A 25398-nucleotide genomic window follows, 5' to 3' on the forward strand; every position below is an offset into this window, starting at 1 on the left:
ACCGGCCCGCAGACAACGAACCGCACACCCTGCGGAGCGCTACGCGTCCCGCAGGTCCGCGACGTACGGCTGGTGGGCCAGCAGGCCGCCGTCCACCCGCAGGGTGTGCCCGGTGATGAAGGCGGACTCGTCGGAGGCGAGGAAGACGACCGCCGACGCGACGTCCTCCGGCTCTCCCAGCCGCGGCGTGAGGTGATGACGGAGCATCGCCTCACGGATCGCGCCGTGGGCCGAGCCGGAACTGGCCGGCGTGACGATGAAGCCCGGCGCGATGGCGTTGCAGCGCACGCCCTGCTTGCCGTGCTGCGTGGCGACGTACTGCGTGAGGTTGATGAGCGCGGCCTTCGAGGCGCCGTACGCGGGATTGCGCAGGTCGCCCGCGAGCCCGGCTCCGGACGAGGTGTTGATGATCGAGCCGCCGCCGCGCGCGACCATGTGCGGGACCGCGGCCTGGATGGCGACCATGGTCCCGCGAAGGTTGATGCGCATCGTGTCGTCCCAGACCGCGGGGTCGGCCTCCACGACGGCGAGGTCCTTGCGGGCGGCCAGGTGGGTGGCCGCCGCGTTGTTGTGCAGGACGTCGAGTCCGCCGTACGTCCGAATCGCCGCGTCGACCATGGCCCGTACGCTCTCGATGTCGCCGAGGTCGACCGGGACCGCGGTCGCGGAACCTCCGGCGGCTCGGATCTCCTCGGTGACCGCCTTGGCGCCGTCGAGGTTCAGATCGGCCACGACCGTGTGCGCGCCCTCGGCCGCCACGCGGCGGGCGGTGGCGGCGCCGATACCGGACGCGGCTCCTGTGACAATCGCGATCTTGTCGTCCAGTCGTCCCATGACCGAACCGCCTTTCTCAATCGGTGAGTTGGCTTCCGACCACCGACACGAAGGAGACGCATTCGCCCGGTCCGCCGCCAAGGTTGTGTGTGAGTGCGAGCGAACGCTCTGCCGACGTCCGGACCGTCCGCTCCGGCGGGGCCTCGCCCCGCAGCTGGAGCCAGGCCTCGAACATCATGCGCAGGCCCGACGCGCCGATGGGGTGCCCGAATGCCTTGAGTCCCCCGTCCGGATTGACCGGCAGTGAGCCGTCCAGGTCGAAGGCCCCGCTGGTGACATCCTTCCAGGCCTGGCCGCGCTCGGAGAAACCCAGGTCCTCCATCAGCACCAGCTCCGTGGGCGTGAAGCAGTCGTGGACCTCGGCGAGGGCGATCTCGGCGCGCGGGTCGGTGATGCCCGCCTGCCGGTAGGCCTCCTGCGCCGACGCGACGACCTCGGGGAAGGTGGTGAAGTCGTACGCCGGGTCGAGGAGGCCGTCCGCCGGACCGGCGACGAAGGACAGCGCCTTCACGAAGACGGGCTTGTCGGTGTACTTGTAGGCGTCCTCGGCCCGTACGACGATCGCGGCGGCCGAGCCGTCGGAGACCCCCGAGCAGTCGAACACCCCGAGCATGCCCGCGACGATCGGCGCCGACCGGATGCGTTCCAGCGGCACCTCCTTGCGGAACTGGGCTCGGGGGTTGCGGGCACCGTTGACGTGGTTCTTCCAGGCGATGCGGGTGATGACGTCCTTCAACTCCTCTTCCGACAGGCCGTACTTGGCGGCGTAGGCGGGGGCGAGGAGGGAGAAGTTCGCGGGGGCGGTGATCTCTCCGCGGCTGTCGTCGCCCGCGCCCGGCATGGTGGTGCCCGAGAGCCCGGACATGCCGGAGTCCTTGAGCTTCTCCACGCCGACCGCCATGGCCACGTCGTACGCGCCCGAGGCGACCGCGTAACAGGCGTTGCGCAGCGCCTCGGAGCCGGTGGCGCACATGTTCTCCAGGCGGGTGACCGGCTTGTACTGCAGGTGCAGCGGCCTGCTGAGGGTCAGTCCGGAGACGCCGGACGCCTGGGTGCCGAGCCAGAACGCGTCGATGTCGTCGATGGTGATGCCGGCCGAGGTGACGGCCTCGCCGACGGCGTCGATCAGCAGATCGTCGGCCGAGCGGGTCCAGTGTTCGCCGAAGGTCGTGCAGCCCATGCCGACGATCGCGACCCGGTCCCGGATTCCGTGCGAGCTCATCCGTCTGTCCCCTCGGTCTCGCCCGTGCGCACCGGCCGGGCCTTCCAGAAATAGTTGTGGACGCCGGACGCGGTGACCGTGCGCCGGAACGTCATCTCCACCCGGGCGCCGATGACGGCGTCGGCCTCGGTGGCGTCGGTGAGCTGGCAGCGGAACCGGCCGCCGCCGTCGTAGTCGACGACCACGACGAGCATCGGCGGACTCGGAGTGTGGGCCAGGCGGTCCACGGTGAAGGTGGCGACGGTTCCGCGCACGTGCTCCATCGGCTCGTCGGTCATGGCGTCGACACTCCGGCAGCTCGCGCACACGCGGTCCGGCGGCAGATGCCGGGTGCCGCACTTCTCGCAGCGGGAGGCGACGAAGCCGTACTTCCAGCCGCCCCGGCGGTGTGCGGGCGGGGCGTAGGGCGGCTCCGGGTCCGGCCGGCGGGGCGGCTCCCGGTCGAGGAGACCGCGCCAGGAGAGGTACGTGGCGTACGGCACCGGCGCGCTGCCCGCGGCGATCTGGGCGGCGACCGGGCGGGCGCCGCGGTGCGTGGTCAACGCCTCGGTGGCGCGCAGCAGGAGGACTCCGGCGCCGTCGCCGAGAACGACCAGCGCGATGGTCTCGCCGGGGCGGGCGCGGTCGAGGACGTCGGCGAGGAGCAGTCCGGGCTGGGCGGTGCCCGCGTTGCCGATCGCCCCGGTGAGGTCCGGGGTCACCGCCTCGGGGCGTACACCTGACGTGCGCCGCACGGTCGCGCAGGCCCGCGCGTGCAGTCCGGAGACCACGAAGTGGTCGATCGCGCCGATGTCCAGGCCCGCCTGGTCGAGTGCGGCGCCGAGCGCCTTGCCGGTCAGGGACACGTAGATCTCCTCGGCGAAGCGCTCCTCCCAGACGCGGGAGGTGGGCGAGCCGGGCAGCCGCCAGCGTTCGAGGATCTCGTCGCTCACGGTGTCGTGGCCGAGCAGTTCCGCGATGACGGGCGCCCCGTTGCGGTGGCCGCCGAAGACGAAGGCGGCAGCACCGTCGCCGCCCGCGATCTCGTCGCTGCCGCCGGGCAGTCCGGTGCGCAGGTCGGAGAGGACCGTCAGGGTCGGGACCGGTGAGCGGGCGGCGGTGACCAGTGCGCCCAGGCCGGAGCGTACGGAGCCGGCCATGTCCGCGGCGAGGACGTGTTCGTCGAGGCCGAGCGCGGCGTGCACGGCGGTCGCGTTCGTCTTGTCGAGGTAGGCGGGCGCGGCGGTGGCGAGGAAGAGCTGGCCGATGCGGGGGCGGAGGCCGTCGAGGGCCAGGGCTCCGCGGGCCGCCTCGACGGCCATGGAGGTGGTGTCCTCGTCGTAGCCCGCGACCGCACGGGTTCCCTTGCCCGCCTTGGTGCCCAGTACGGCGGCGACATCCGTTCGGGCGAGGCGGTGGTACGGCACGTACGCGCCATATGCGATCAGTCCGGCCATCAGCGTCCTCCAAGAGCGTTGAGCGCGTTGTGTGCGTGCGTCGGCCGTTCGAAGACCGCGGCCAGGCCCTGTCCGCCGCCGAGGCACATGGTCTCCAGGCCGTAGCGGGCCTGACGGCGGTCCAGTTCACGCAGCAGGGTGGCGAGGATGCGGCCGCCGGTGGCCCCGACGGGGTGGCCCAGCGAGATACCGGAGCCGTTGACGTTGAACCGGTCGAAGTCGGCCTCGGTCAGGGCCCATTCGCGGGTGCAGGCAAGGACCTGGGCCGCGAAGGCCTCGTTGAGTTCGATCAGGTCCATGTCGGCGAGCTTCAGACCCGCCCGTTCGAGTGCCCTGGCCGTGGCGGGCACCGGTCCGATGCCCATCGTCTCGGGTGGCACGCCCACGACGGCCCAGGAGACCAGGCGGCCCAGCGGGCGCAGGCCCAGTTCGGCCGCGCGCTCGGGATGGGTGACGACACAGATCGAGGCGCCGTCGTTCTGCCCGCTGGCGTTCCCCGCGGTGACGGTCGCCTCGGGGTCCTGCCGGCCGAGTACGGGGCGCAGCGAGGCCAGCTTCTCCAACGACGAGCCGGGGCGCGGGTGTTCGTCGGTGTCGACGGTCGTCTCGCCCTTCCGGGTGCGTACGGTGACGGGCACGATCTCGTCGGCGAACCGGCCCTCCCGTTGGGCCGCGACGGCCTTCTCATGGGAGCGCTGGGCGAGTCGGTCCTGCTCCTCGCGGGGGATGCCGTACGCGCGCCGCAGGTTCTCGGCGGTCTCCAACATGCCGCCGGGAACAGGGTGGTTGACGCCGCCGGACGTGACGCGGCCGCGGGCCAGCCGGTCGTGCAGCGTGGTGCCCGCGCCGCGTACACCCCAGCGCACATCGGTGGTGTAGAACTCGGCCTGGCTCATGGACTCGACACCACCGGCCAGCACGAGGTCGCTCGCGCCGGTCTGCACCTGCATCGCCGCGGTGATGACCGCCTGCAGTCCGGAGCCGCAGCGGCGGTCGATCTGGAGCCCCGGCACCTCCACGGGCAGGCCCGCGTCCAGGGCGGCCACGCGGCCGATGGCCGGGGCCTCGCCGTTGGGGTAGCACTGGCCCAGCAGGACGTCGTCGACGGCTGCGGCCGGTACACCGGTTCGTTCCAGCACGGCGCGTACGACCGTGGCCGCGAGGTCTGCCGCCGTCACATCGCGGAAGACGCCTCCGTAGCCACCGACCGGGGTACGCAGGGGCTCGCAGATCACCGCGTCACGCAAGAGGGCGGGCATCGGTCGTGCCTTTCATGAGGGGTACGGGTCAGCAGACGGAGCGGTATGGGGGCACGGAGGGGGCGAGGTCACATGTACCGGCCGCCGGTCACCTCGACCACGGCTCCGGTGATGTAGCTCGCCATGTCGGAGGCGAGGAAGAGGACTACCTGGGCGACCTCGGCGGGTTCGCCCGCGCGGGCCATGGGGATCTCGGCGAGTTTCGCGTCCCAGGCGGCCCGGGGCATCGCCTCGGTCATCGCGGTGCGGATCAGCCCGGGCTGCACGGCGTTGACGCGGACGCCAGACTTCGCGAGCTCCTTGGCGGAAGCCTTGGTGAGGCCGACGAGCCCGGCCTTGGCCGCGCTGTAGTTGGTCTGCCCGAAGTTGCCGACCTTGCCGGCGATGGAGGAGATGTTGACGATGCTGCCGCCCCGGCCATGGGCGCGCATGGCCTCGGCGGCGTACCGGGTGCCGTTCCAGGCTCCGGTGAGATGGACGTCGACGACGGCGCGGAAGTCGGCGAGGGCCATCTTGCGCAGGGTCGCGTCGCGGGTGATCCCGGCGTTGTTGACCATGACGCCGACCGGTCCGAACACGTCGGTGCCATGGGCGACGAGAGCGCCCACCTCGTCCTCGTCGGTGACGTCGCAGCGCAGCGAGGTGGCGGCCACGCCGTCCTTGGCCAGGCGTTCGGCGGCCTGGGCCGCGGCGTCCTCGTTGATGTCGCCGATGACGACGGACGCTCCCGCCCCGCCGAGCACGCCGGCGATCTCGAAGCCGATGCCCTGTGCGCCGCCGGTGATCACGGCGTTCCGGCCGTCCAGCAGTCCCATGTTCAGCCCGCCCTGGCTCGTCGCTATTCCTCTTAAATAGATAACCTATTACACTGAAACTATCAATACCGCGATGGGCCGGCCGAGCGCAGGAGGCACTGCAGGTGGACATCACCTATCCCCCGGAGACCGAGGCGTTCCGCACCGAGGTCGGGACATTCCTCGCCGAAGCCCTGCCCACGGACTGGAAGGGCATCGGCGCCCTCGACGAGGAGGCCGCCTGGACCTTCGCCCGCGACTGGCGCCGACGGCTCGCCGAGCGCGGCTTCCTCTCCCTCACCTGGCCCGAGGAGTTCGGCGGCCGCGGTCTGTCCAAGCTCCACCAGGTGGTCCTGATGGAGGAACTGGCCCTGGCGGGCGTGCCGTTCGGTCTGCCGCAGGACACCTTCGGCGTGAAGATGCTGGCCAACACACTGCTGCGCTGGGGCACGGAGGAGCAGAAGAGTCACTTCCTGCCGCGCATCCTCAGCGGCCAGGACACCTGGTGCCAGGGCTACTCGGAGCCGGACGCGGGCTCGGACCTCGCTTCCCTCAGGACGCGCGCCGTACGTGAGGGCGAGGAGTGGGTGATCGACGGGCAGAAGGTGTGGACCTCCGGCGCCCATCACAGCGACTGGATCTTCGTCCTGGCCCGCACCAACCCCGACGCCTCAAAGCACCGCGGCATCTCGTTCCTCCTCGTGCCGCTCGACCAACCCGGCGTCGAGGTCCGGCCGTTCCGCATGATGAGCGGGCAGCTCCACTTCAACGAGGTCTTCTTCAACGGCGCCCGCACCCGGGCCGACCTCGTCGTGGGCGGTGTCGACAACGGCTGGACGGTCGCGCAGAGCCTGCTGGGCGTGGAGCGCGGGGAGGAGGCGGCGACCAATCCGATCCTCTTCCGGGCAGAGGTCGAACGCCTCGTCGAGCTGGCCCGTCTGTACGGCAAGGACCAGGACCCGGTGATCCGGCAGCGGATCGCCTGGTGCTGGTCCAAGGTCGAGATCATGCGCTTTCTCGGCTACCGGATCCTCACCGGGTGGCTCAAGGGCGCCGAGCCCGGCCCCGAGACGTCGATCGCCAAGCTGTACTGGAGCGAGTACCACGCCAAGGTCACCGACCTGGCGATGGACATCATGGGCCTGCACGGGCAGGTTCCCGTCGGGCGGGCGCCCCTGCGTACGTACCGTGCCGACGATCCCGGCGCCGCGAACTCCTCGGCGTCCTGGTCCACGACCTATCTGATCGCCCGCTCCGGCACGATCTACGCCGGGACGTCTCAGGTGCAGCGGAACATCCTCGCGGAGAAGGTGCTGGGGCTCCCGCGCGAGCCGAGAGCTTGATTGCGCCCCTGCCGCCCCTACCCGTTCCCGTCCCTTTCGGGGGCCGGCCCCCGAACCCCCGCTCCTCAAACGACGGAGAGGCTGAGTTTTAGCCTGTCCGGCGTTTGAGGACGAGCGCGGAGCGCGATACGGGGGTCTGGGGGCGGAGCCCCCAGGGACGGGACGGGTAGGGGCGGCGGGGGCGAAAACACACACCGGCTACGCCCCTCCGAACGCCTCCACCCCCGGAACCGGCCGCGGCCCCTCCCCAGGCCGCCACCCCGCGTCGAGTTTCCGCAGACCCACCCCGTCCGGCGCCCAGATATGGCAGCTGTTCAGCACGCCCGCCGTGGAGCGCGGGCCGTGGGACCGCTCACCGGCGTCCCGGCGGCGCGCATTGGCCGAGATCGCCGCCTGCACGACCGCGGGACCGAGGGCACGAGCCAGCTCGTAGAGATGCGAGCAGCCGGACACACCCCGGAACCGCTCCTGGATCGCCCGGTTGTACCCGGCGGCGACGCTCAGCCCGACAAGTCCGTCGAAAGCCGGAGTGATCAGCGGGCACTCGGCGTGCGGAAAGGTGCGCATGTCCGCGTCGGCGTGTACGACGACCATGTCCGCGAGGCGGATGCGCACTTCGAGCACCATCCGGTGGACGACATGGGCCGGGAGCTCCGCCCGGGGCCGCTCGTCGACCAGCACCGCCTCGACCGAGATCTCGTCCCCATCCTCCTCGTGGGCGGTCACGGTGATCGTGCGGCGATGCAGCGGCAGTTCGGCTCGCGTCATGACGAGGCCCCCTCCTGGAGCACCGAAGCCGTCTCCGACATCGGAGACACCTCCGGCACCGCCTGCGTCTCCGGTGCCGGAGGCGCCCCGAGCGCCGCGAACTCCGGCTGTCGGCGCTCGATGAAGCTGCGTACACCCTCGCGGTAGTCCGGGGCCCGCTTCGCCGTGGCGAGCAGCGCGGCCGCGCTGTCGCGGCTCTCGGTGAAGCTCCTCGACTGGTCTTCGGCGAGCTGCCGCTTGATGAGGGACATCGCGTACGGGCTGGCCGACGAGGCCAGTCGGGTCGCGTACGCGATCGCTGTCGGGAGCAGTTCCGCCGGCTCGACCAGGCGGTTGACCAGGCCCATCACCAGGGCCTCCGTACCGGTGATCCGGCGCGAGGACAGCAGCAGGTCGCTCGCGTTCCCGTATCCGACGAGCCGGGGCAGGAGCCAGGACACACCGTCCTCCGCCACCAGGCCGCGCGCACTGAAGGCGGCGGCGAACTTGGCGTCCGGTACGGCGAACCGCACGTCGCACATCAGCGCCTGGTTGAACCCGATGCCGGCGCAGGCACCGTTGACGGCCGCCACGAGCGGTTTCGGGAAGGACATGGGCCGGGTGCGCGGCGGCAGCTCGTCGGTCGGCCACGGGTTCGCGCCGGAGGAGGCTCCGTCCAGCACGCTCATGTCCATGCCCGGGCAGAAGCTGCGCCCCGCCCCGGTCAGCACGACGGCCCGCACCGCCGGATCGGCCTCGGCGCGGTCGAACAGCTCGTTGTAGAGCAGCTCCATCTCCAGCGTCCAGGCGTTGTGCCGTTCGGGCCGGTTCAGGGTGAGGAGCATGACCCCGTCGTCGGTCAGCTCGGTGAGGATCACCGGGGTCGGGTTCTCGGTCATCGAGGTCACTCCCACGGGCCCGTTCGGTCCATAGCCAGATGAATTTTATAGCTAGATGAATCATCTATATACCCAAGGATGGCCCGGACACCAGACCAAGTCCACACCGGACCAGGTCCCGCATGGACAAGATCACCCGACCCTTGACCTGGTACCCTCGATGCACTAAGACGATTCATTTTGCTATATGAGGAGTCCACCGTGGCTGAGGCAGCCCGCGCAGAGACGCCGATCGTGCCCGCTCCCTCCCGCGGCCCCGTCGGACGCCAGGTGCGCGTACCGAAGACGGCCGAGCTGGTCGCCGGACATCTGCGCCGCCAGATCGTGCGGGGCGAGCTGAAGCCCGACGACGCACTGCCGCCGGAGTCGGGGCTGATGGAGCAGTTCGGCATCTCGCGCCCCACGCTGCGCGAGGCGTTCCGCGTCCTGGAGTCGGAGTCCCTGATCACGGTCCGCCGCGGAGCCCATGGCGGCGCGCGCGTGAGCGCACCCGACTCGGACGTCGCGGCCCGGTTCGCCGGCCTGATCCTGGAGTACCGCGGAGCCACCCTCGGAGACGTCTACCGGGCGGCGGCCCTCATCGAGCCGCCGTGCGCGCGCCAGGTCGCCACCAAGCACACGGCGGACGACATCAAGCGGCTGCGCGACGCGGTGGCGGCCGAGAAGGCCGCCCTGGACAGCCCGCTGGCCCTGGTGGACGCACAGGACGCGTTCCACGCCCTCCTGGTCGAGCTCACCGGCAACCAGACCCTGATCCTCCTCTGCGGCATGCTGCGCAACATCATCGACCGGGCCAACGCCTCGTACACCGCGGCCGCCACCGACGCCGAGACCCAGAAGGCGCAGGCACTCAAGGGGCACCGGGCGCACGTCCGGCTGGTCGGCCTGATCGAGTCCGGCAAGGCGGACGAGGCCGAGAAGCTGTGGCAGCGCCACATCTCCAGCGCCGACGACGTCGTCAACGCACTGGGCCCCAAGACAGTGCTGGAGCTCATCGACTGACCACCCGAACACCCGCCGCTCACCCTCCCTTGCGTTCTCCAAATAGTTAGATAATTATAGGAGGCGTACTGAATGGCTTCAGGGTGGAGGCGACGGCCATGGCCGAACAGCGCAAGCGGATCTTCGACTGCGACCAGCACATGTACGAGGAACGGGACTCCTTCACGCGCTACCTCCCGAAGGAGTTCCTCGGCCAGGCAGTGGCGCCGGTGACCTTGCCGGACGGCCGTGAGGTCATCCTCGCCGGGGACCGGATCGTGGTCTGTCTTGAACCCGAGTTCGGGCAGGTCTACCGGCCAGGCTCGCTCAAGGAGATGCTCAAGGCGATGGCCTCGGGCAACCCCGACGAGACGTACCAGTTCGAGCCGATGCACGAGTCGTACCAGAACCGCGATGCCCGGCTGCGCGTCATGGACGAGCAGGGCCTGGACCAGACGATCATCTACCCGGGCGGCTGGGCGCTGGTCGCCGAGGAGTACGTACAGGGCGTCGAGCCGCTCTATGCCAACTACCACTCGTTCAACCGCTATATAAACGAGGTGTGGGGCTTCAACCACAACGACCGCATCTACTCCCCCGCCCTGCTGTCCCTGCGCGACCTGGACAGTGCGGTGAAGGAGCTGGAGTTCGTGCTGGAGCGGGGCGCCCGGTTCATCATGCTGCCGACCGGCCCGCAGTACGGCCGCTCGCCCGGGGACCCGTACTTCGACCCGTTCTGGAAACTGGTCAACGAGGCCAAGGCCAGCGTCTGTTACCACATCAGCGAGTTCTACTACAACTCGAACGTCGCCCCGGCCTGGGGCCACGACGCGAGCCCGATCCACTTCCGGATGTCCGCGTGGCAGTGGATGAACACCTACGGCCAGCGCCCCATCGAGGAGACGCTGTCGGCGCTGATCTTCGACAACCTCTTCGGGCGTTTCCCCGACATCAACGTCCTGGTGTCCGAGTTCGGCGCCGAGTGGGTGCCCCACTTCGTCCGTCACATGGACAAGAGCCGCGGCATGGGCCGCAACGGCCCCTGGATCGGCGGCCAGTTGGCCGAGCGCCCCAGCCAGGTCTTCCGCAAGCACATCCGGGTGGTGCCCTACCCGGAGGACGACATCCCGAGCCTGGTGAAGCGTCTCGGCTATCACGAGTCCATCGTGATGGGCTCGGACTTCCCGCACGCGGAGGGCATCGCCAACCCGGCCGACTACCGCAAGCTCCTCGCGGAACTCGACGAGTCGGTCCAGGACGACATCATGTACAACAACGCGCAGCAGCTGATCAGCCGTTGAGGCTGGCGGTCTCCGCGACTGAGCCCGGTACCGACATCGGTACCGGGCTCAGTCAGTAGGACATGGCACGCGCCGTCCAGCAATTGGGTCAGGCTCAGTCGGCCAGATCGGCCGCGAGGTTCGCCAGGTTGGTGAGCAGGGCCGTGCCGCGCCGCGAGTGGTCGTAGCCCGCGAGCGGGTAACCGTTGCTCAGACAGGCCAAGGACAGGCCGGACTCCGGGTCCATGAAGCCCAGTTGGTACGCGGCGCCTGCGCTGCCGAAGAGCAACGGCGAGCCTGTGGAAGGCAGTTGGCTGCCCGCGTCCGGTCCGGCCACGGTGACGAACAGCCCCATGCTCGTACGCCGCCCGCTGCCGCCCCCGTAGATCTGTTCGCCGTGCGGGTGCTCGGTCAGGCGGATCCTGGTGCCCTCCACCACCGCTTCCGGCTTCCACAGGCCCGAGTGCTCCAGCGCCTGGAAGTACAGGGCGACGTCGGCGGCGGTGGCGACCAATGCGTGACTGGGCTCGCCGGCCGCGAGCACGCGCGGGTCGGACAGGTACCAGGGCCCCCAGGGGTCGGGGTCCTGGTCGTCGTCCGTCCGGTCGGTGGCGATCATCGGGGCGACGGTACCGGGCTGTCGGTCCACGGGGACGCCGAGTTCGATCGAGGACAGGCCCAGCGGGCGGGTGATCCGTTCGTGCAGGTACTCGGCGAAGGTCAGGCCCGTACGCCGCTCGACGATCTCGGCGATCAGCCAGGCCGCCGAGGTGAGGTGGAACTGGAAGCGGCTGCCCGGCGCGGAATCGAGCCGCCAGCGGCCGAACGCGGCGAGCCGTTGCTCGCGGTCGAGCATCTTCGGGTACCCGAGCGGTGCGAACGGGAAGCCGGCGGTGTGCGTGAGGACGTGCTCGACCGTCACCGCCTCCTTCCCGTTCGGCGCGAACTCCGGGATGATCGCGGCGACTTGCTCACCCACGTCCAGCAGCCCGTCGCCGATCAGCTTCCACACGACGCCCGCGACGATCGACCGTCCGACGGACTGCAGGACGTACCGGGTGTCCGGACCGGCCTCGCCCCAAGTCTCGAAGGCCACCAGCCGACCGCCCCGGGCGACGGCGACCTGAGCTGACGGCAACGGTCCGTGGTCGACCTCCAGCCGGATCCTGCGCAGCAGTACGTCGAGCCGGTGCGGATCGACGCCGACGGCCTCCGGGGCGACGACGGAGCGGTCAAGTGCCATACGAGTCTCCCTTGTTCACCGGCGGTTCCCGCAGGCCGCGGCGCATGACCTTGCCGTTGGCGTTGCGCGGCAGCTCGTCCACGAACCACCAGCGGACGGGCACCTTGAACCCGGAGAGGCGGTCGCGGGCGTACGTCCTGAGCGCCGCAGGTTCTGGTGGATCGTCCAGGTCGGACGGTACGACGAAGGCCACGACGGTCTGGCCCAGCCGGTCGTCCGGCGCGCCGGCGACCGCCACGTCCGCGATGCCGGGGTGCGAGGCGAGAACCGTCTCCACCTCCAGCGGGTGGACGTTCTCGCCGCCTCGGATGATCATGTCGGTTCGTCGGCCGGACAGATAGAGGTAGCCGTCCTCCGACACCCGGCCCAGATCGCCGCTGTGCAGCCAGCCCTCGGCGTCCACGCGGAAGAGATGGTCGGCGCGGGCGTGGATCTCGCCGACCCCGTCCGGCCCGGCGTCGCGGACCCGCAGCTCGACGCCGGGGGCAGCCCGTCCGACGGACCTCAACAGTGCGGCGTGCCCGGCGACCGCCTCGCGGTGGTCCTCCGGGGTGAGCACGCTGATCGGCGAGCCCTCCGTCTGGCCGAACATGTTGAGCATGCGGACACCGGGCATCGCCTCGTACGTGCGCCGCAGTGTGCCGGGGCGGATGGGCGCGCCGCCGTACTGGAGGACGCGCAGCCTTTCGTGGCGGGCCTGACCGGCCGCAAGCAGCGTTTCCAGCATCGCGGGGACCATGCTGGTGTGGGTGGTGCCGAGTTCCCGCAGCAGGGCCCAGCCCTCGACGGTGAAGCGCGGCAGGCCGGTGATCAGCGCGCCGGCGGCGAGGGCGACGGCGATGTTGCCGAGGCCCGCGATGTGGTGGAAGGGCGCGCTGCCTCCGTAGAAGCTGTCCGGGCCGAGCGCGCAGAGCCGGCCGTTGACGTGGGCGCGGGCCGCCAGCCGCCGCTGTGTCATGGGGACGGGTTTGGGGATGCCGGTCGTCCCGGAGGTGTGCAGGACGGCGGCGAGCGCGTCGGGCTCGGCGGTCAACGCCCGCCCGCTCGGGCGCAGTTCAGGAACGACAACGGCCGGGCAGCCGACCAGTTGGGCGACATGCTCACCGAGTTCGGCGAACTCCGGTTGGGCAAGGAGGAGTTGGGATCCTGACGCCTTGACCACCGCCGCGACCTCGTACGGGGTCGCGCGGACGCCGAGGGGGGCCAGCGGGTGGCCCGATCCCGCGCCGCCGATGACCAGCGCGAGGGCGTCGGCGGAGGTGGCGATCAGTGCGGGTACCGGTTCACCGGGGGCGAGGCCGAGCGTGTCCAGCAGGTCGGCCGCGCCGCCCGCCCGGTCGAGGAGTTCTCGTCCTGTCCAGCCCACGTCTCGGAACCGGACGGCGGGGCGCGCGTGGTCGTAGGCACGGTTGACCATCGCGGTCCAGGTGGGTGCCGCTACGGCCTTCTGCGCGCCGCCCATCTGTTCAGGGCTCCAGCCGGGCCGCCGCGATGCCGGTGACCACCTCGGCGCCGTTCTGGTTGACGGTGCGCACGGAGAAGTGGGCGACCGGTCCGGCCGGTGTGTCCTCGACGGACTCGACGGTCGCCGTGGCCGTCAGGGTGTCCCCGGGCCAGACCTGGGCCTTGAAGCGCACGCCGAAGGTCAGCAGCGCCTCGGTGCCGACCCAGTCGGTGAGGACCCGGCCGGTCATGCCCATCGTGAGCATTCCGTGGGCGAACACGCCGGGGTAGCCCGCGACTTCGATGGCGAACCGCTCGTCGGTGTGCAGTGGGTTGTAGTCGCCCGACGCGCCCGCGTACTGCACGATCCGGGTGCGCTTCAGGTCCTCGACCAGCACGCTCTCCCGGGTCTCACCGACCTTGATGCCGTCCGCGCTCAGGCTCATCGTGCGTCTTTCGGGGTCGCGGGGCCCTCGGGCACGACGGCCACGGTCCGGGCGCTGACGACGGGTTCGCCGGCGGCGTCCCGGTACTCGGTGACGCGCTCGCTGAACAGCAGACGGCCGGTGCGGCCCTGCTTCTCCCAGCTGCGTCCGGGGACGGTGGTCGCGTACAGGGTCTCCCCCGCGCGGACCGGGCGGTGGTACTCGAAGTGCTGCTCGGCGTGCAGCCCGCCGCCGCCTTCGGGCATCGCCCCGGGACCGCTCCCCGACCCGAACCACTCCTCGCCCGGCCTGGGCCGCAGGCGATGGTCCGGGTCGTACTGAGCGCTCGCCATCGTGAAGGTGGGCGGTGCGAGTGCGGTCTCGCCCCGGTGGGCCTGGGTCTCGTCGCCGATGGCGCGGGCGAACATCATGATGTGCCCGGCCTCGACGGGGAACGGCTGCCCTGTCATCGTCCAGTCTCCTCGGTCGGTACGGGGGTTCGGTACGGCGCGTCGTACGACGGTTCATTGCGGCGGTTCAATGCGGCGGTTCAGCACGGCGCGTCGTGCGCCAAATCAGTACGCCAAATCAGTACGTCGGATCAGTACGGCAGGAAGGCGTCGCGGGTGGCCTCCTCCGGGTCGAAGTCGGGAGGCAGCCCCTCGAACTTCGGCTCCCGCTTCTCGACGAAGCTGGCGACACCCTCACGGAAGTCCGGCGAGCCCGCGAAGAACTCCATGGCGGAGTAGGAGCGGGCGAGTGCCCCGGTGAAGTCGCGGTCGAGGTCGCCGTACACCTGGTGGCGCACGACGGCCATGGCGCGTGGGGAGCAGTTGCGGGCGATGTCGCGGGCGTAGGCACGGGCGGCGTCGAGCAGGTCCTCCGGCTCCACGACGCGGCTTACGAGACCGAGTTCCTTCGCCTCGTCGGCGTCGAAGATCCGGCCGGACAGCAGCAGGTCGAGCGCGTTTTCCAGGCCGACGACGCGTGGCAGCACGTACGGCATGTTGTACTCGCCGGCCAGGCCGCGGCGGGTGAAGGCGGTGGTGAAGCGGGCACCGCGGGCGGCGAAGCGTATGTCGCAGATGAGTGCCTGGACCAGGCCGATGCCCGCGCAGGCACCGTTGACGGCGGCGATCAGGGGCTTCGGCATGTCGCGCCTGCTGTACATGGGAACGCGGGCCTGGAGATTGAGGGACTGGCCAGGCTGTGCGTTCTGTTCCAGCCGCTGGACGTCCATGCCGGGGCAGAACGCCCGGCCCGCGCCCGTGATGACCACGACCCGGACGGCGGGGTCCTCGGCGGCTTGGTCGAGGAGCGCGAAGAAGCGGCGCTCCATGGGGATGCTCCAGGCGTTCTTGCGCTCGGGCCGGTTGAGGGTGACGGTGGCGACGCCGTCCTCGTCGACCTCGTAGAGCACCAGGTCCTGGTCCTGGGCGGGCTCCTCGGGCATCACGTCACTCCTCGGTCAACGGTTCGATGGGGTCACCGACGCCAGGGCGCTCCCCCGAGATGGTCACCACCACCTGGCCGCGGGCGCAGATGCGTCCGTCGGCCATCCGCACGTCGACGTCGGCGAAGTGCAGTCGGTGGCCCCGTCTGACGCACCGCGCGAAGGCGACGGCCTCCCGGCCACGGGCGGGCGCGAGGTACTGGACCGACATCGACACGGTGCTGAGCCGGCTTCCCTTCTGGAAGTCGTGCCCGGCGATCACGGCTCCGGCGCCCGCGGTGTCGATGAGCGCCGAGATCACCCCGCCATGGAAGACGCCTTCGTGGGCGGAGAGGGCCTCGGCATAGGGAAGCGCCACCTCAACGCCGTCGGGGTCCCAACGGAGCATGCGCATACGGCAGTTGCGGTTGAACGCGACCCCGCGTTCCCAGCGGGCCCGGAACCACGCACGGCGTTCGCGCTGCTCCTGATCGGTGAGGGTCCTCGCCGCGACGGTCATCCGCACGCCCTCCGGTCTCGGCCTGTCCGGCCGATCTATATAGTTACATGAATTGAATAGTTGAGGCAATCGTACGGGACGAGCCCGGCCTCCAGATGTATTATTTATATAACTCATTAGCTCGCTCGTCACAGGGTGCTCCAGCACGGAGTGCCCTCCCAGAGGGAGGCCCCTCGATGCCGTCGACCGCCCTGGCCGGAATCCGCGTCCTCGATCTGTCCCGCATCCTCGCGGCGCCGCTGGCCACCCAGATGCTCGCCGACCTCGGCGCGGAGGTGATCAAGGTCGAGCGGCCCGGGACGGGCGACGACTCACGGACGTACGGCCCGCCCTTCGCGGCCGGTCCCGAGGGCGACCGCACGGACACGGCCGCCTTCTATCTCTCGTGCAACCGCAACAAGCAGTCGGTCACCGTCAATCACGCCACCGCCGAGGGCCAGACGCTGATCCGCGCCCTCGCCGCCCGTTCGGACGTCCTCGTCGAGAACTTCCGCGCGGGGACGCTGGCGAAGTACGGCCTCGACCACGAGAGCCTGCGCGAGCTCAACCCGCGCCTGGTGTATCTGTCGGTCACCGGCTTCGGCCAGAGCGGCCCCTACGCCCAGCGGCCCGGCTACGACGGCATCTTCCAGGCCATGTCCGGGATGATGAGCGTCTCCGGACACCCCGCCGAACCGATGAAGGTCGGGGTCAGCATGGTCGACATCCTCACCGGGCTGTACGCCTCCACGGCCGTCCTGGCGGCACTGCGACACCGGGACGCCACCGGCGAGGGCCAGTTCATCGACCTCTCCCTGCTGGACTGCGGGCTCGCCTCGCTGTCGCACTTCGCGATGAACTACCTCGTGTCCGGGGAGGTTCCGCAGCGGCGCGGCAACGGCGGCTACGGCGGGATCCCTTCCCAGGCCTTCCAGTGCAAGGACAAGCCCCTGTTCCTCGTCGCCGGCAACGACAAGCAGTTCACCGCGTTCTGCACTGCGGCCGACCGCAGCGACCTTCTGCAGGACCCCCGTTTTGCCACGACGTCCGCCCGGATCACCCACCGCGAGGAGATCCTCCCGGTGCTGGAGGCGATCCTGGTCACCCGCACCCGTGACGACTGGCTCGCCGTACTCGACGAACACGACGTCCCGGCAGGCCCGTTCAACGAATTGCCAGAGGTCTTCGCCGATCCGCAGATACAACACCGGGAGATGCTGGTCGAGGCCGGGGATCCGGTGTCGGGGCGAGTGACGCTGCTCGCCAATCCCATCCGGTTCACGGCAACGCCTGTCGAGGGCTACACCCCGCCGCCGACTCTGGGCGAGCACACCGCCGAAGTCCTGCTCCGACTCGCCGGGGTGACGGAAAGTCAGCTCGATGCTCTGCGCGCTCGGGGTGTCGTCTGAGGGTTCCTCATGAGCACCGGCGATCACCCCACAGGGCACTGGGACAACTGCCAGACTTGCTTCTCGATACGCGCGCCAGCAAGGGGGAGGCGGAGCATGGACGACCGAATGTCGGCGGAGCTCGCCAAGGAAGTGCTCGAACTGTTGCCCAGGCTGGTGGGCGCGGACGCTCCCCGGATCGCGGAGGACATCCACCGCGCGCTGGCCACCTCGGCCCGCACCGGAGGGACCGAGGAACTGCGCCGCGCCCTGCACGCCGACCTCCGCGTCCGGTCCTGGGTCGAGGCAAGACCGTGTCCGCCGGACGAGCGGAACACGCCGCAGAACGGAACCGGGTATCAGGCACTCGGAGGCAGACACATGCTCGCCACGTCGGCCACGACCTTCGTGTGCAAGAACCCGGCGTGCTCAAGCCCCGACACCTGGACGCGCGGTTTCATGGGCGAACCCGTGCCACGCTGCTCCGGATGCACCCGCCCGCTCGGCCGCGAAGCGTAACGGGGCGCCGTGCCGGCCTTCTGGAGTGCGGCCGCCGGGAAACTGGTCGAGCGGTGGCTCGCCTCCGGTCTGGCGTCGGCGGTGTACTGGCTGGTCATGGTGCTGGCCTGGGCCGCCGGACAGCGGCACCCCAGGCAGGCCCTGGTGGGACGGCTGGACACCGTGGGGGCGATGCGCGCCGGTGAACAGATCACGCTGTTGCTGGTGGTGCTCGTCGGGCTCGCCGCATCCGGCCTGCTCATGCGGCAGTTGACGCTTCCCGCGCTGCGCCTGCTGGAGGGCTACTGGCCCCGGTTCCTGTCCTCGGCGAGCGAGCGGCTGTGCGCAGGGCACGCCCGTCGGCGCACGGCCGACTCCGCCGAGTGGAGGGTGCTGTACGCACGTCTGGAGGCGGCACCGTCGGCTGCCGGGCCACCGGCACCGCTCAGCGCGGCGGAACGCGCCGAGTGCACCAGACTGGAGGCGCGGCTGCGATGGAGTCCGCGCGACCCGGCTCTGACCATGCCGACGCGGGTGGGGAACATCCTGCGGGCCGCCGAGGCCGAGCCCCACCACAAGTACGGCCTGGACGCGGTGCTGCTCTGGCCGCATCTGTGGACCCTGCTGCCCGAGGCCTTCCAGCGGGACCTCTCCGTCGCCCGGCAGCGACTGGACGCCGCGGTGGCCGCGGGGCTGTGGGCGCTGTTGGTGCTGCCCGCCGTGTACTGGACTCCCTGGGCGCTGTCGGCGCTGCTCTTCACGCCGGCCGCCTGGGGATGGTGGCTGCCGCGCGCCTGCCAGGACTACGCGATCCTGTTGCAGGTCGCGTTCGACCTCCACCGCCGTGAGCTGTACCGCGCGCTCCGCCATCCGCTCCCGACCACCGCGGCGGAGGAACCGGCCGCCGGTCTCCGTCTGACGGCGTACGTGTACCGCGGCTCCGACGACCCCGCCCTGATCTTCGATCCCGGCGACTGACGGACGACCGGCCGTAGCCCGGACGTCCGGCGGTTCCCCGCCCTACGGCCCGAAGTGCACGAAGGGCGCCCACTCGTACGGCCGGGGACGGGTGTTCCTGATCTCCCGCACCGCGGCGTGCAGCGCGAACGCGGGATCGAAGGTATTGCCGTACAGAGCCGCCAGCCGGTGGAACTCCGCGGCCACCTCCGCGGCCGCGCCGTCCCGGACCGTCCACTGGGTGGCGACGACATGCGCGAAGCCCATGGCCTGGAGCAGTCCCGCGATGTGCGTGTGCTCGTCCGCCAGCGTCAGGTGGCCCACCGCGGTCTGGCAGGCGGAGAGGAAAGCGAGTTGTGCCCCGTCCAGGGACAGCTCGCCCAGGTCCGACAGTCCGATGCGGAGTCCGCCGGACAGGTAGTCGTGGGGCAGCAGGCTCGCGCTGTCGGCGACCTCGGCGTTCTGTGTCCCGTGCCCGGCGAAGTGGAACCAGGCGTGCCGAGGGACTTCCTGAAGGATCCGCTCCTTCGTGGCCTGGGCGCCGAACAGCACGGTGCTGCCGGGGCGATGTGACCGGATCGCGGCGACCTCACGCGGTACCTGGGGCAGCCCCGCCGTGCCGGGGGCTTCCGGCGCCACCACGAGAAGCCCGCCGTCCCCGGGCCCTCGGTCCGAGCACCCTCGCAGGGCGTCGGCCCGCCGGGCGGCAGCCTCAAGCGTGCGCAACGTGGGAGCGTACGAGGAGACGACACGGTCGAGGGCACCGTCCCCCGTCGATCCGTCGTACAGGGAACCGTGGTCGCCCGCCGCGTGCAGCGGGAGGAAGGACATCAGGCCGGTCGGACACCACCAGATCCTCGGCCAGGGCGTGCCCCGGCCGGCGGGTGCGGTCAGGCCGAGGGCATCGAGCACCGGACGCACGGTGGTGTGCCAGAGCCAGCGCAGGACGCCTGGAACCGCGACGTGCTGGGCCTTGTACAGGTCCTCGCGGGGGCACGCGGGGTCCTGGGACCGCTGCACGGCCCAGAGGAAGGTGCCGGCCTGGCGGATGAGCGCGGCGTGGCTGAGCCTCGGCAGCGGGACGACGGTGATCGCCCCGTCGCGCACGATCAGCGCGTCGCAACGGAGTCGGCCGATGTTGATGACGGCCACGGTACGGCCGTCCGCGACCGGGTGAGCGGTGCTCGGCCGCGGATCGTGGCGCAGGGTGGGAAGCAGCAGTCCCCGGCCCTTCTCCAGCAGTTCGACGGCGCGTGCGGGACGGCCCGCGCCCAGCGCGGACGCGGCGGCGTCCGAGGCGAGGCCGAAGAAGGCACCGAGGTTGCGCTCCTGCGCGGCACGCCCGAGTTGGGGCGCGGCGGCCCTGGAGAGCAGGTCGATGCCTTCGGCGTAGGCCTCTTCGGCGGCGGCCCACTCGCCCGCACCGGCGTGGAGGACGCCCAGCTGGTTGGCGGCGGAGGCACGGCCGGCGAGCGAGCAGCCGTCACCGGCCGCAGTGACGGAGCGCAGCAGCGCGACCGCCTCGGTGTACAGATCACCTCGGCCCTCGGCGGTGGCCCGCAGGGCCAGGCAACGGGCCAGTGCGCAGGTCACAGTGGCGTACGCGTGCATGCCGGGCCTCTGCTGCCGGTATGCGGCGCGCAGCAGTCTCTCCGCCTCACTCAGCGGCCCGTCCCCGGCCCGCTCGTCCCCTGCCGACTCGGCCTCGTGCTCGTCCATCAGGTTCAACGCCAGGTTGAGTGCCGCGAGTTCGTGTGCCTGGCTCTCGGGCACCGCGGAGGAGAGGATCTCCCGGAAGGCCCGGTGTGCCCTGCGCAGGGCGTCCGGCCGGTCGTCGGCGTCGTGGCGGCGCACCAGCGTGGCGAGGTTGTTGAGCGCGAGTTGGCGGTCGGGGCCGGGCGGCAGGGCGTCCACCGCCGCGTTCAGTACGGTCATGGCCTCGGCGTAGGCCTGGTTCCGCCGGGCCGTTCCGACGGCGAGGGCTGCCTGCAGCACCAGTCCGTTGCCGAGGTGCACCAGGGCGATGCCCCGCATCCTGCTGCCGGGGGGTGACTGCTCCTCCGCCTGCCGGAGCCGCTCGACACCCTCGGCCAGTTCGGTGGGGTCGCCGATGGTCTCGTAGCGCGCGATCAGGATGCGTCCGAGGCTGTTCAGCAACGCGGGTACGACCGTGCCGTTCTCGGCGGCCAGGTCGACGGACTGGCGGGCGTGTTCGAGCGCCTCCCGGAGACACGCCTCGTCGCCGGTGGCGCGGTGGCGCTCGTAAAGGGTGTCCGCGAGATCGCTCTGGTAGGCGGTGCGTCCGGAGTGGCCCGGCGGCAGCGCACCGACGGTCGCGGCGAGAGCGTCCTCCGCAGCACCGAGGTCGGCCGGGTCACCGGTGTGACGGGCCCGGAGCATGAGCAGCCGGCCGTGGTTCGCGACGACGGAAGAGCGGTCGTCCTCCTCCGGGACCCCGCCCATCGCGGTACGGGAGCAGTCGATCGCCTCGTCGAGTACGGCCGGGTCATGCCCGTACACGTAGCAGTCGCCGAGGACGTTCGCCGCCGTCGCATGCACGTAGGGCCGGGCGGGGTTGTCGCCGGACACCGTGCGTACGGCCTCCCTGCACACGGCGGCCGCCTCCTCCAGCCAATGGCTGTCCGCGCCGGCCGAGGTGCGGGAGCGCAGAACGTCCGCGCGCTGGATCAACAGCCGGGGACGCTGCGGGTCACCGGCCACGACCAGCCTCAGCGCCTGTGCGTTGGCCTGGTCCGCGGCCTCCAGATCGCGCAGGTCGCCGGTCGAGTCGTGGCGGTCGAGGCAGGCGGAGCAGAGGGCATGAGCATGGGTGTGGCCGAGCAGGTCTCCGGCGGGAATCGCCGCAACCGCGTCCGTGAGGACCGAGACGGCGTTGTCCAGCCTCCACAGTTCACCGGGGTCGAAGGCGTACCGGCGGCGCAGCGCCCTGCCGAGCAGCCCGAGCGCGTCGTGCCGTCTGGGGGCGTCCGCCGGCCAGGTGTCGAGGGCCCGGGTGAGCATCTCGATCGACTGGTCGAGCATCGCGGGGCTGCCGCTCGACCCGCTGTTCTCCAGCAGGTGTTCGGCCCGGGCCACCGTCTTCGCCAGGCGGTGGAGGGGGCCGTGAGGATCGGCGCGGGCCATGACGAGTCCGTCGGCGACGTGCGGGGGCAGTTCACCCGGCAGCACTCCGGCGACCTTGCCGAACAGGGTGAAGGCCAACTGGGCTTCCTCGCCGCCGAGTTCACCGGCGGCGAGCGCACGGAACTGATACAGCCAGGCCACCGCTGCGACACCCTCGGGGGTGGGACGTACGGCCACCGCCCGGGAGGCTTCCCGGGCCGCCTCGTCCCCCGACACCGCGTCCGTGTCGCCGGCACGGAACCGTTCCAGGCGCTCACGCACATGATCGAGCGCTGTCCCGGAGAAGTCGGACACGGCGTTCAGTCCTCCATCTCCCAGATCCCGAAGGGCAGTTCGTCTCCGAAGTTCCACAGCCTGCTGTCCGGGCCGGTCAGCATCTGCTCCAGATCGGGTATCCAGTCGCGCAGCGCCTGGTGCGTCGACGGCCGCCACGCCCACAGGAAGTCGATCATGTCGTCCGGGACCATCTCCAGCTTCTGGTCGTCGTCACCACCCCCTCGGAAGCGGTTCGTGAAGCGTTCGTGGGCCTCCATGTCGCCGGTCTTCTGGAACCACAGGACGGCATTGAGGGTCAGCATCTGCCCGATGTACTCGATGAGTGCGAGCAAGTTCTGCGGCGAGGGCTCCTTGCCCACGGCGAACAGGACGCCGTGGTAGAAGTCGGGGAACAACGGGGGGATGTCCCGGGTTTCGACACCCCGCGACGGGGCGGCGGGCCCGCGCGCAACAGGTGCGCTGTCACGGCTGGGCCCCGGTGAGGCCGTAGACGTGGACATGGTCTTGCGCACGGCGGCCAGGACCAGCCACACCAGCGCAATCAGTATGAGCAGCAGGAAGAAATTCATCGCCTGTCCCCCATGCGACGGCTACGGCTCCACCACTATGAGGCACAACAGCCCCCAGACATACCCAACTTCATTGAAGTTCTGCCAAGGCATCAGAAGTCGGAAGAAACTGGGGACGGCGGCCTCACCCGATGAGTGTCCGCCCGCCCTCCAGCATCAGCGTCGCCCCGGTCAGATACACCATGTCGTCGCTGACGAGTGCGGCCACCGCCCGGCCTATGTCCGTCTCCGGGGCGCCGAGTCGGCCCAGCGGAATCTCGCGGGCGAGTTCCGCGGCCTTCTGCGGGTGCGCGGCCAGGTACTCCTCCGCCGCCGGGCTGAGTGCGGCGGGGCAGATGACGTTCACGCGGATCCCGTACGCACCCCACTCCCGCGCGGCGACCCGGGTCAGCCCGCGGATCGCCTCCTTGGCCATCGCGTACGCCGCGAAGGTCGCCTCGCCCTGCACGGCCGCCGAGGAGCCGAGATTGACGACGCTGCCGCGGGTCTCCTTGAGGTGGGGCAGGGCGGCCTGCATCGCATGGAAGACAGCCAACGGGCCGCTGCGGTAGGTGAGTTCGACATCCTCGTACGACGTGCTCTCCAACCGGCGCTGGACCGAGGACTGCGCGTTGTTGACGAGTACGTCGAGCCCGCCGAACTCGCGTACGGTCTCGGCCACCATGCGGTCGACGTCGGCACGTTCGCCCACGTCCCCGACGACGGTGTACGCCCTCCCCCCACGCTCGGCGATCTCCCCGGCGGTGTCCTTGAGCTTGCTCTCGGTACGGCCGGTGATCACCACGGCCGCTCCCTCGGCGGCGAGCGCGAGCGCGATGCCGCGGCCGACCCCCTGCCCTCCGCCGGTGACCAGAGCCGTCTTCCCGGCCAGCCGTGTGCCTCGCTGCATCACATGTCCTTCCAGAAGGGCTCCCATGAGGGAAAGGCGTCCGGGAGCGCCGGTTCTCCGGACCCCTCCCAGCCGTTGAAGCCCACCGCCTGGGGGCGCTCGGTCACATCGGCCGCGTACCAGTGCTGCTCACGGCGGCGGGAGAAGTACCACTCGCCGTCCACGCGCGCGTAGTCGTCCCGGTAGCGGATCGCCATCACGATCCACCGGTCGCCCACCTCGTGCTCGGCACGGCAGTAGACGGAACCGGTCGCCGTGTCAGGGTCGGTGAACTCGATGCGGTGGCCGCAGATCTGGTGGACCGACCGGCGGAAGCCACGGACGAGGGGCTCGATGTACGCACGCAGCGCTTCCCGGCCCCGGCCGTGCCGCCCCATCTCCACGTCCGGCCGGAAGCAGCCGACCCAGGCGTCGAGGTCGCGGGCGTCCACGGCGAGCGCGTAGCGGACCGGCAGTTGCTGAATGGCGAGGTGCGACTCGATGCGGTCGATCCGGTCCTCCAAGGACCGGCCCGCAGCGCCCGGAGAACAGCCGGCCGCGTTCAGAGGCCCGCTCGCGGCGTCGCTCATGGCCGGGGCTCCTTCGGCAGGCCGAGGACCTGTTCCCCGATGATGTTGCGCTGGATCTCGCTCGACCCGCCGTAGATCGTCTCCGCGAGCGACAGCAGGAAGGAGCGCTGCCGGGTGTCCAGGCCGTAGTCCTCACCGACGATCTGTCCGGCGGGCCCGGCCAACTCCATGGCCAGGTGGCCGAGTTGCTGGTGCCGGGTCGAGGCGTACAGCTTGGCGGTTGTGGCCTGCGGTCCGGGCGTGCGGCCCGCGGTCAGTTCGGCGATGGTCCGCAGGTTGGTGGTGCGCATGATGCGTACGGAGATCCAGGCGTCCACGATCCGGCGGCGCAGCATCGGGTCGTCGAGCGCGCCCCGCTCGCGGGCCAGACCGATCAGCGACTCGGCCTCTCGCTCGAAGGTGAGCTGCTGGGGCAGCAGAGTGGTGCCGCGTTCGATGCCGAGGGTGGCCATCGCCGTGCGCCAGCCCTGGCCGATCTCGCCCACGACCATGTCGGCATCGGTGCGCGCGTCGGAGAGGAAGACCTCGGCGAACTCGTCCTGGCCCGCGAGGTTGCGGATGGGCCGGATCTCCACCCCCGGCTGGTCGGCGGGGACGAGCAGCATGGTCAGTCCCTTGTGCCGCCGGGAGTCGGGGTCGGTCCGGGTGAGGACGTAGAGCCAGTCGGCGTGGATGCCGAAGGAGGTCCACACCTTCTGCCCGCTGACCACCCACTCGCCCCCGCTCTCGACTCCGGTCGGGCGGGAGGTGCCCCCGAAGGAGGTGCCCCCGTCGTCTCGCTCGGCCCGCATGCCCCCGTCGGCGCGCTCGGCCCGCGTGCGCACGGAGGCCAGATCGGAGCCGGCGCCCGGTTCGCTGAAGCCCTGGCCCCAGAGTTCCTCGACAGAGAGGATCGGCGGCAGGAAGCGCTTCTTCTGCGCCTCGCTGCCCATCGCGAGGAGCATCGGTCCGAGGAGGTCGAGGGCGTTGCCAGTGGCCCGGTAGGGCGCGTTCGCGCGGGCGTACTCGTACTCGAAGACGATCTCCTCAAGGAGCCCGAGCCCCCGACCGCCGTACTCCCGCGGCCAGCCGACCCCCAGCCAGTTCCCGGCCGCCAGCTCACGGTCCCAGGCGAGGCGGACCTCCCAGGCCGCCCCGTCGGTGGGGCCGCCCACGCCCCGGTGCTCGGCGAACTCCCCCACGAGGTGTTCGGCCAGCCAGTCCCGCAGCTCGTCGCGGAAGTCGCGTACCGCGGGCCCGAAGTCCAGCTCCATGCCAGCTCCTTTGCCGGT

The 25398-nt window shown here is 70.8% G+C and carries 24 protein-coding genes; 6 read left to right on the plus strand and 18 right to left on the minus strand.

Going from position 1 to position 25398, the window contains the following annotated elements; genetic code table 11:
• Positions 1-39: 39 nt before the first annotated feature.
• The 5 genes from JEQ17_RS03825 to fabG all read right to left on the minus strand — a co-directional run bounded on the left by JEQ17_RS03825 (position 40) and on the right by fabG (position 5566).
• The gene (locus JEQ17_RS03825; protein WP_200393844.1) at positions 40-834 is read right to left on the minus strand and encodes an SDR family NAD(P)-dependent oxidoreductase; all 795 of its coding nucleotides are present in this window, start codon (positions 832-834) and stop codon (positions 40-42) included.
• 16 nt (positions 835-850) lie between these two features.
• On the minus strand, positions 851-2056 hold the full coding sequence (locus tag JEQ17_RS03830) for an acetyl-CoA acetyltransferase (RefSeq protein ID WP_200393845.1): 1206 nt from the start codon (positions 2054-2056) through the stop codon (positions 851-853).
• On the minus strand, positions 2053-3492 hold the full coding sequence (locus tag JEQ17_RS03835; protein ID WP_200393846.1) for an OB-fold domain-containing protein: 1440 nt from the start codon (positions 3490-3492) through the stop codon (positions 2053-2055). The genes JEQ17_RS03830 and JEQ17_RS03835 overlap by 4 nt, the downstream gene beginning before the upstream one ends.
• Positions 3492-4751, minus strand: coding sequence for an acetyl-CoA C-acetyltransferase (locus JEQ17_RS03840; protein ID WP_200393847.1), 1260 nt, complete (start codon positions 4749-4751; stop codon positions 3492-3494). The genes JEQ17_RS03835 and JEQ17_RS03840 overlap by 1 nt, the downstream gene beginning before the upstream one ends.
• A gap of 68 nt (positions 4752-4819) precedes the next feature.
• Entirely contained in the window at positions 4820-5566 is a 747-nt protein-coding gene (gene fabG / locus JEQ17_RS03845; protein WP_200393848.1) for a 3-oxoacyl-ACP reductase FabG, read from the minus strand.
• Between the two features lie 104 nt (positions 5567-5670).
• On the opposite strand from fabG, the gene JEQ17_RS03850 reads away from it, so the two are divergent.
• Positions 5671-6888, plus strand: coding sequence for an acyl-CoA dehydrogenase family protein (locus JEQ17_RS03850; RefSeq protein ID WP_200393849.1), 1218 nt, complete (start codon positions 5671-5673; stop codon positions 6886-6888).
• A 198-nt stretch (positions 6889-7086) separates the two neighbouring features.
• On the opposite strand, the gene JEQ17_RS03855 is transcribed toward JEQ17_RS03850, so the two are convergent.
• Together JEQ17_RS03855 and JEQ17_RS03860 are read right to left on the minus strand one after the other, a co-directional pair.
• On the minus strand, positions 7087-7656 hold the full coding sequence (locus JEQ17_RS03855) for a DUF2889 domain-containing protein (RefSeq protein WP_200393850.1): 570 nt from the start codon (positions 7654-7656) through the stop codon (positions 7087-7089).
• Positions 7653-8534, minus strand: a complete 882-nt coding sequence (locus tag JEQ17_RS03860) for an enoyl-CoA hydratase-related protein (protein WP_234048053.1) — start codon at positions 8532-8534, stop codon at positions 7653-7655. The genes JEQ17_RS03855 and JEQ17_RS03860 overlap by 4 nt, the downstream gene beginning before the upstream one ends.
• Positions 8535-8735: 201 nt before the next feature.
• Here JEQ17_RS03860 and JEQ17_RS03865 point away from each other — a divergent pair, with 201 nt between their 5' ends.
• On the plus strand, positions 8736-9536 hold the full coding sequence (locus tag JEQ17_RS03865) for a FadR/GntR family transcriptional regulator (protein WP_200393851.1): 801 nt from the start codon (positions 8736-8738) through the stop codon (positions 9534-9536).
• Positions 9537-9634: 98 nt separating this feature from the next.
• On the plus strand, positions 9635-10816 hold the full coding sequence (locus JEQ17_RS03870) for an amidohydrolase family protein (RefSeq protein WP_200393852.1): 1182 nt from the start codon (positions 9635-9637) through the stop codon (positions 10814-10816).
• Positions 10817-10910: 94 nt separating this feature from the next.
• Here JEQ17_RS03870 and JEQ17_RS03875 read toward each other — a convergent pair whose 3' ends face one another.
• From JEQ17_RS03875 to JEQ17_RS03900, 6 genes are all read right to left on the minus strand, one after another.
• The gene (locus JEQ17_RS03875; protein ID WP_200393853.1) at positions 10911-12038 is read right to left on the minus strand and encodes a serine hydrolase domain-containing protein; all 1128 of its coding nucleotides are present in this window, start codon (positions 12036-12038) and stop codon (positions 10911-10913) included.
• Positions 12028-13500 carry a class I adenylate-forming enzyme family protein gene (locus JEQ17_RS03880; protein WP_200393854.1) on the minus strand — a complete coding sequence of 491 codons (1473 nt, stop codon included), beginning with the start codon at positions 13498-13500 and terminating at the stop codon, positions 12028-12030. Before JEQ17_RS03880 ends, JEQ17_RS03875 begins: the two co-directional genes overlap by 11 nt.
• A gap of 4 nt (positions 13501-13504) precedes the next feature.
• Positions 13505-13927 (minus strand): MaoC/PaaZ C-terminal domain-containing protein, encoded by a 423-nt coding sequence (locus tag JEQ17_RS03885; protein WP_200393855.1) that lies wholly within the window; start codon positions 13925-13927, stop codon positions 13505-13507.
• Entirely contained in the window at positions 13924-14376 is a 453-nt protein-coding gene (locus tag JEQ17_RS03890) for an FAS1-like dehydratase domain-containing protein (protein WP_200393856.1), read from the minus strand. The genes JEQ17_RS03885 and JEQ17_RS03890 overlap by 4 nt, the downstream gene beginning before the upstream one ends.
• A 131-nt stretch (positions 14377-14507) precedes the next feature.
• The gene (locus JEQ17_RS03895) at positions 14508-15359 is read right to left on the minus strand and encodes an enoyl-CoA hydratase-related protein (RefSeq protein WP_200393857.1); all 852 of its coding nucleotides are present in this window, start codon (positions 15357-15359) and stop codon (positions 14508-14510) included.
• A gap of 4 nt (positions 15360-15363) precedes the next feature.
• Positions 15364-15858 (minus strand): PaaI family thioesterase, encoded by a 495-nt coding sequence (locus JEQ17_RS03900; protein ID WP_200393858.1) that lies wholly within the window; start codon positions 15856-15858, stop codon positions 15364-15366.
• A 176-nt stretch (positions 15859-16034) separates the two neighbouring features.
• Here JEQ17_RS03900 and JEQ17_RS03905 point away from each other — a divergent pair, with 176 nt between their 5' ends.
• The 3 genes from JEQ17_RS03905 to JEQ17_RS03915 all read left to right on the plus strand — a co-directional run bounded on the left by JEQ17_RS03905 (position 16035) and on the right by JEQ17_RS03915 (position 18701).
• Complete coding sequence (locus tag JEQ17_RS03905) at positions 16035-17246, plus strand: CaiB/BaiF CoA transferase family protein (protein ID WP_200393859.1); 1212 nt, start codon at positions 16035-16037, stop codon at positions 17244-17246.
• Between the two features lie 96 nt (positions 17247-17342).
• Positions 17343-17744, plus strand: coding sequence for a hypothetical protein (locus tag JEQ17_RS03910; protein ID WP_200393860.1), 402 nt, complete (start codon positions 17343-17345; stop codon positions 17742-17744).
• Positions 17745-17753: 9 nt separating this feature from the next.
• Positions 17754-18701, plus strand: a complete 948-nt coding sequence (locus JEQ17_RS03915) for a hypothetical protein (protein WP_200393861.1) — start codon at positions 17754-17756, stop codon at positions 18699-18701.
• A gap of 42 nt (positions 18702-18743) precedes the next feature.
• Here JEQ17_RS03915 and JEQ17_RS03920 read toward each other — a convergent pair whose 3' ends face one another.
• From JEQ17_RS03920 to JEQ17_RS03940, 5 genes are all read right to left on the minus strand, one after another.
• Positions 18744-22118, minus strand: a complete 3375-nt coding sequence (locus JEQ17_RS03920; RefSeq protein WP_200393862.1) for a CHAT domain-containing protein — start codon at positions 22116-22118, stop codon at positions 18744-18746.
• A 5-nt stretch (positions 22119-22123) separates the two neighbouring features.
• Entirely contained in the window at positions 22124-22669 is a 546-nt protein-coding gene (locus JEQ17_RS03925; protein ID WP_200393863.1) for a hypothetical protein, read from the minus strand.
• A gap of 124 nt (positions 22670-22793) precedes the next feature.
• A complete protein-coding gene (locus tag JEQ17_RS03930) occupies positions 22794-23558 on the minus strand; it encodes an SDR family NAD(P)-dependent oxidoreductase (RefSeq protein WP_234048054.1) in 765 nt (254 codons plus the stop codon).
• Positions 23558-24127 (minus strand): nuclear transport factor 2 family protein, encoded by a 570-nt coding sequence (locus JEQ17_RS03935; protein WP_200393865.1) that lies wholly within the window; start codon positions 24125-24127, stop codon positions 23558-23560. Before JEQ17_RS03935 ends, JEQ17_RS03930 begins: the two co-directional genes overlap by 1 nt.
• Positions 24124-25380: an acyl-CoA dehydrogenase family protein gene (locus JEQ17_RS03940; protein WP_200393866.1), complete on the minus strand. Its 1257-nt coding sequence runs from the start codon at positions 25378-25380 to the stop codon at positions 24124-24126. Before JEQ17_RS03940 ends, JEQ17_RS03935 begins: the two co-directional genes overlap by 4 nt.
• Positions 25381-25398 lie beyond the last annotated feature (18 nt).

Source organism: Streptomyces liliifuscus, from assembly GCF_016598615.1.
GTDB classification, from domain to species: Bacteria; Actinomycetota; Actinomycetes; order Streptomycetales; family Streptomycetaceae; genus Streptomyces; species Streptomyces liliifuscus.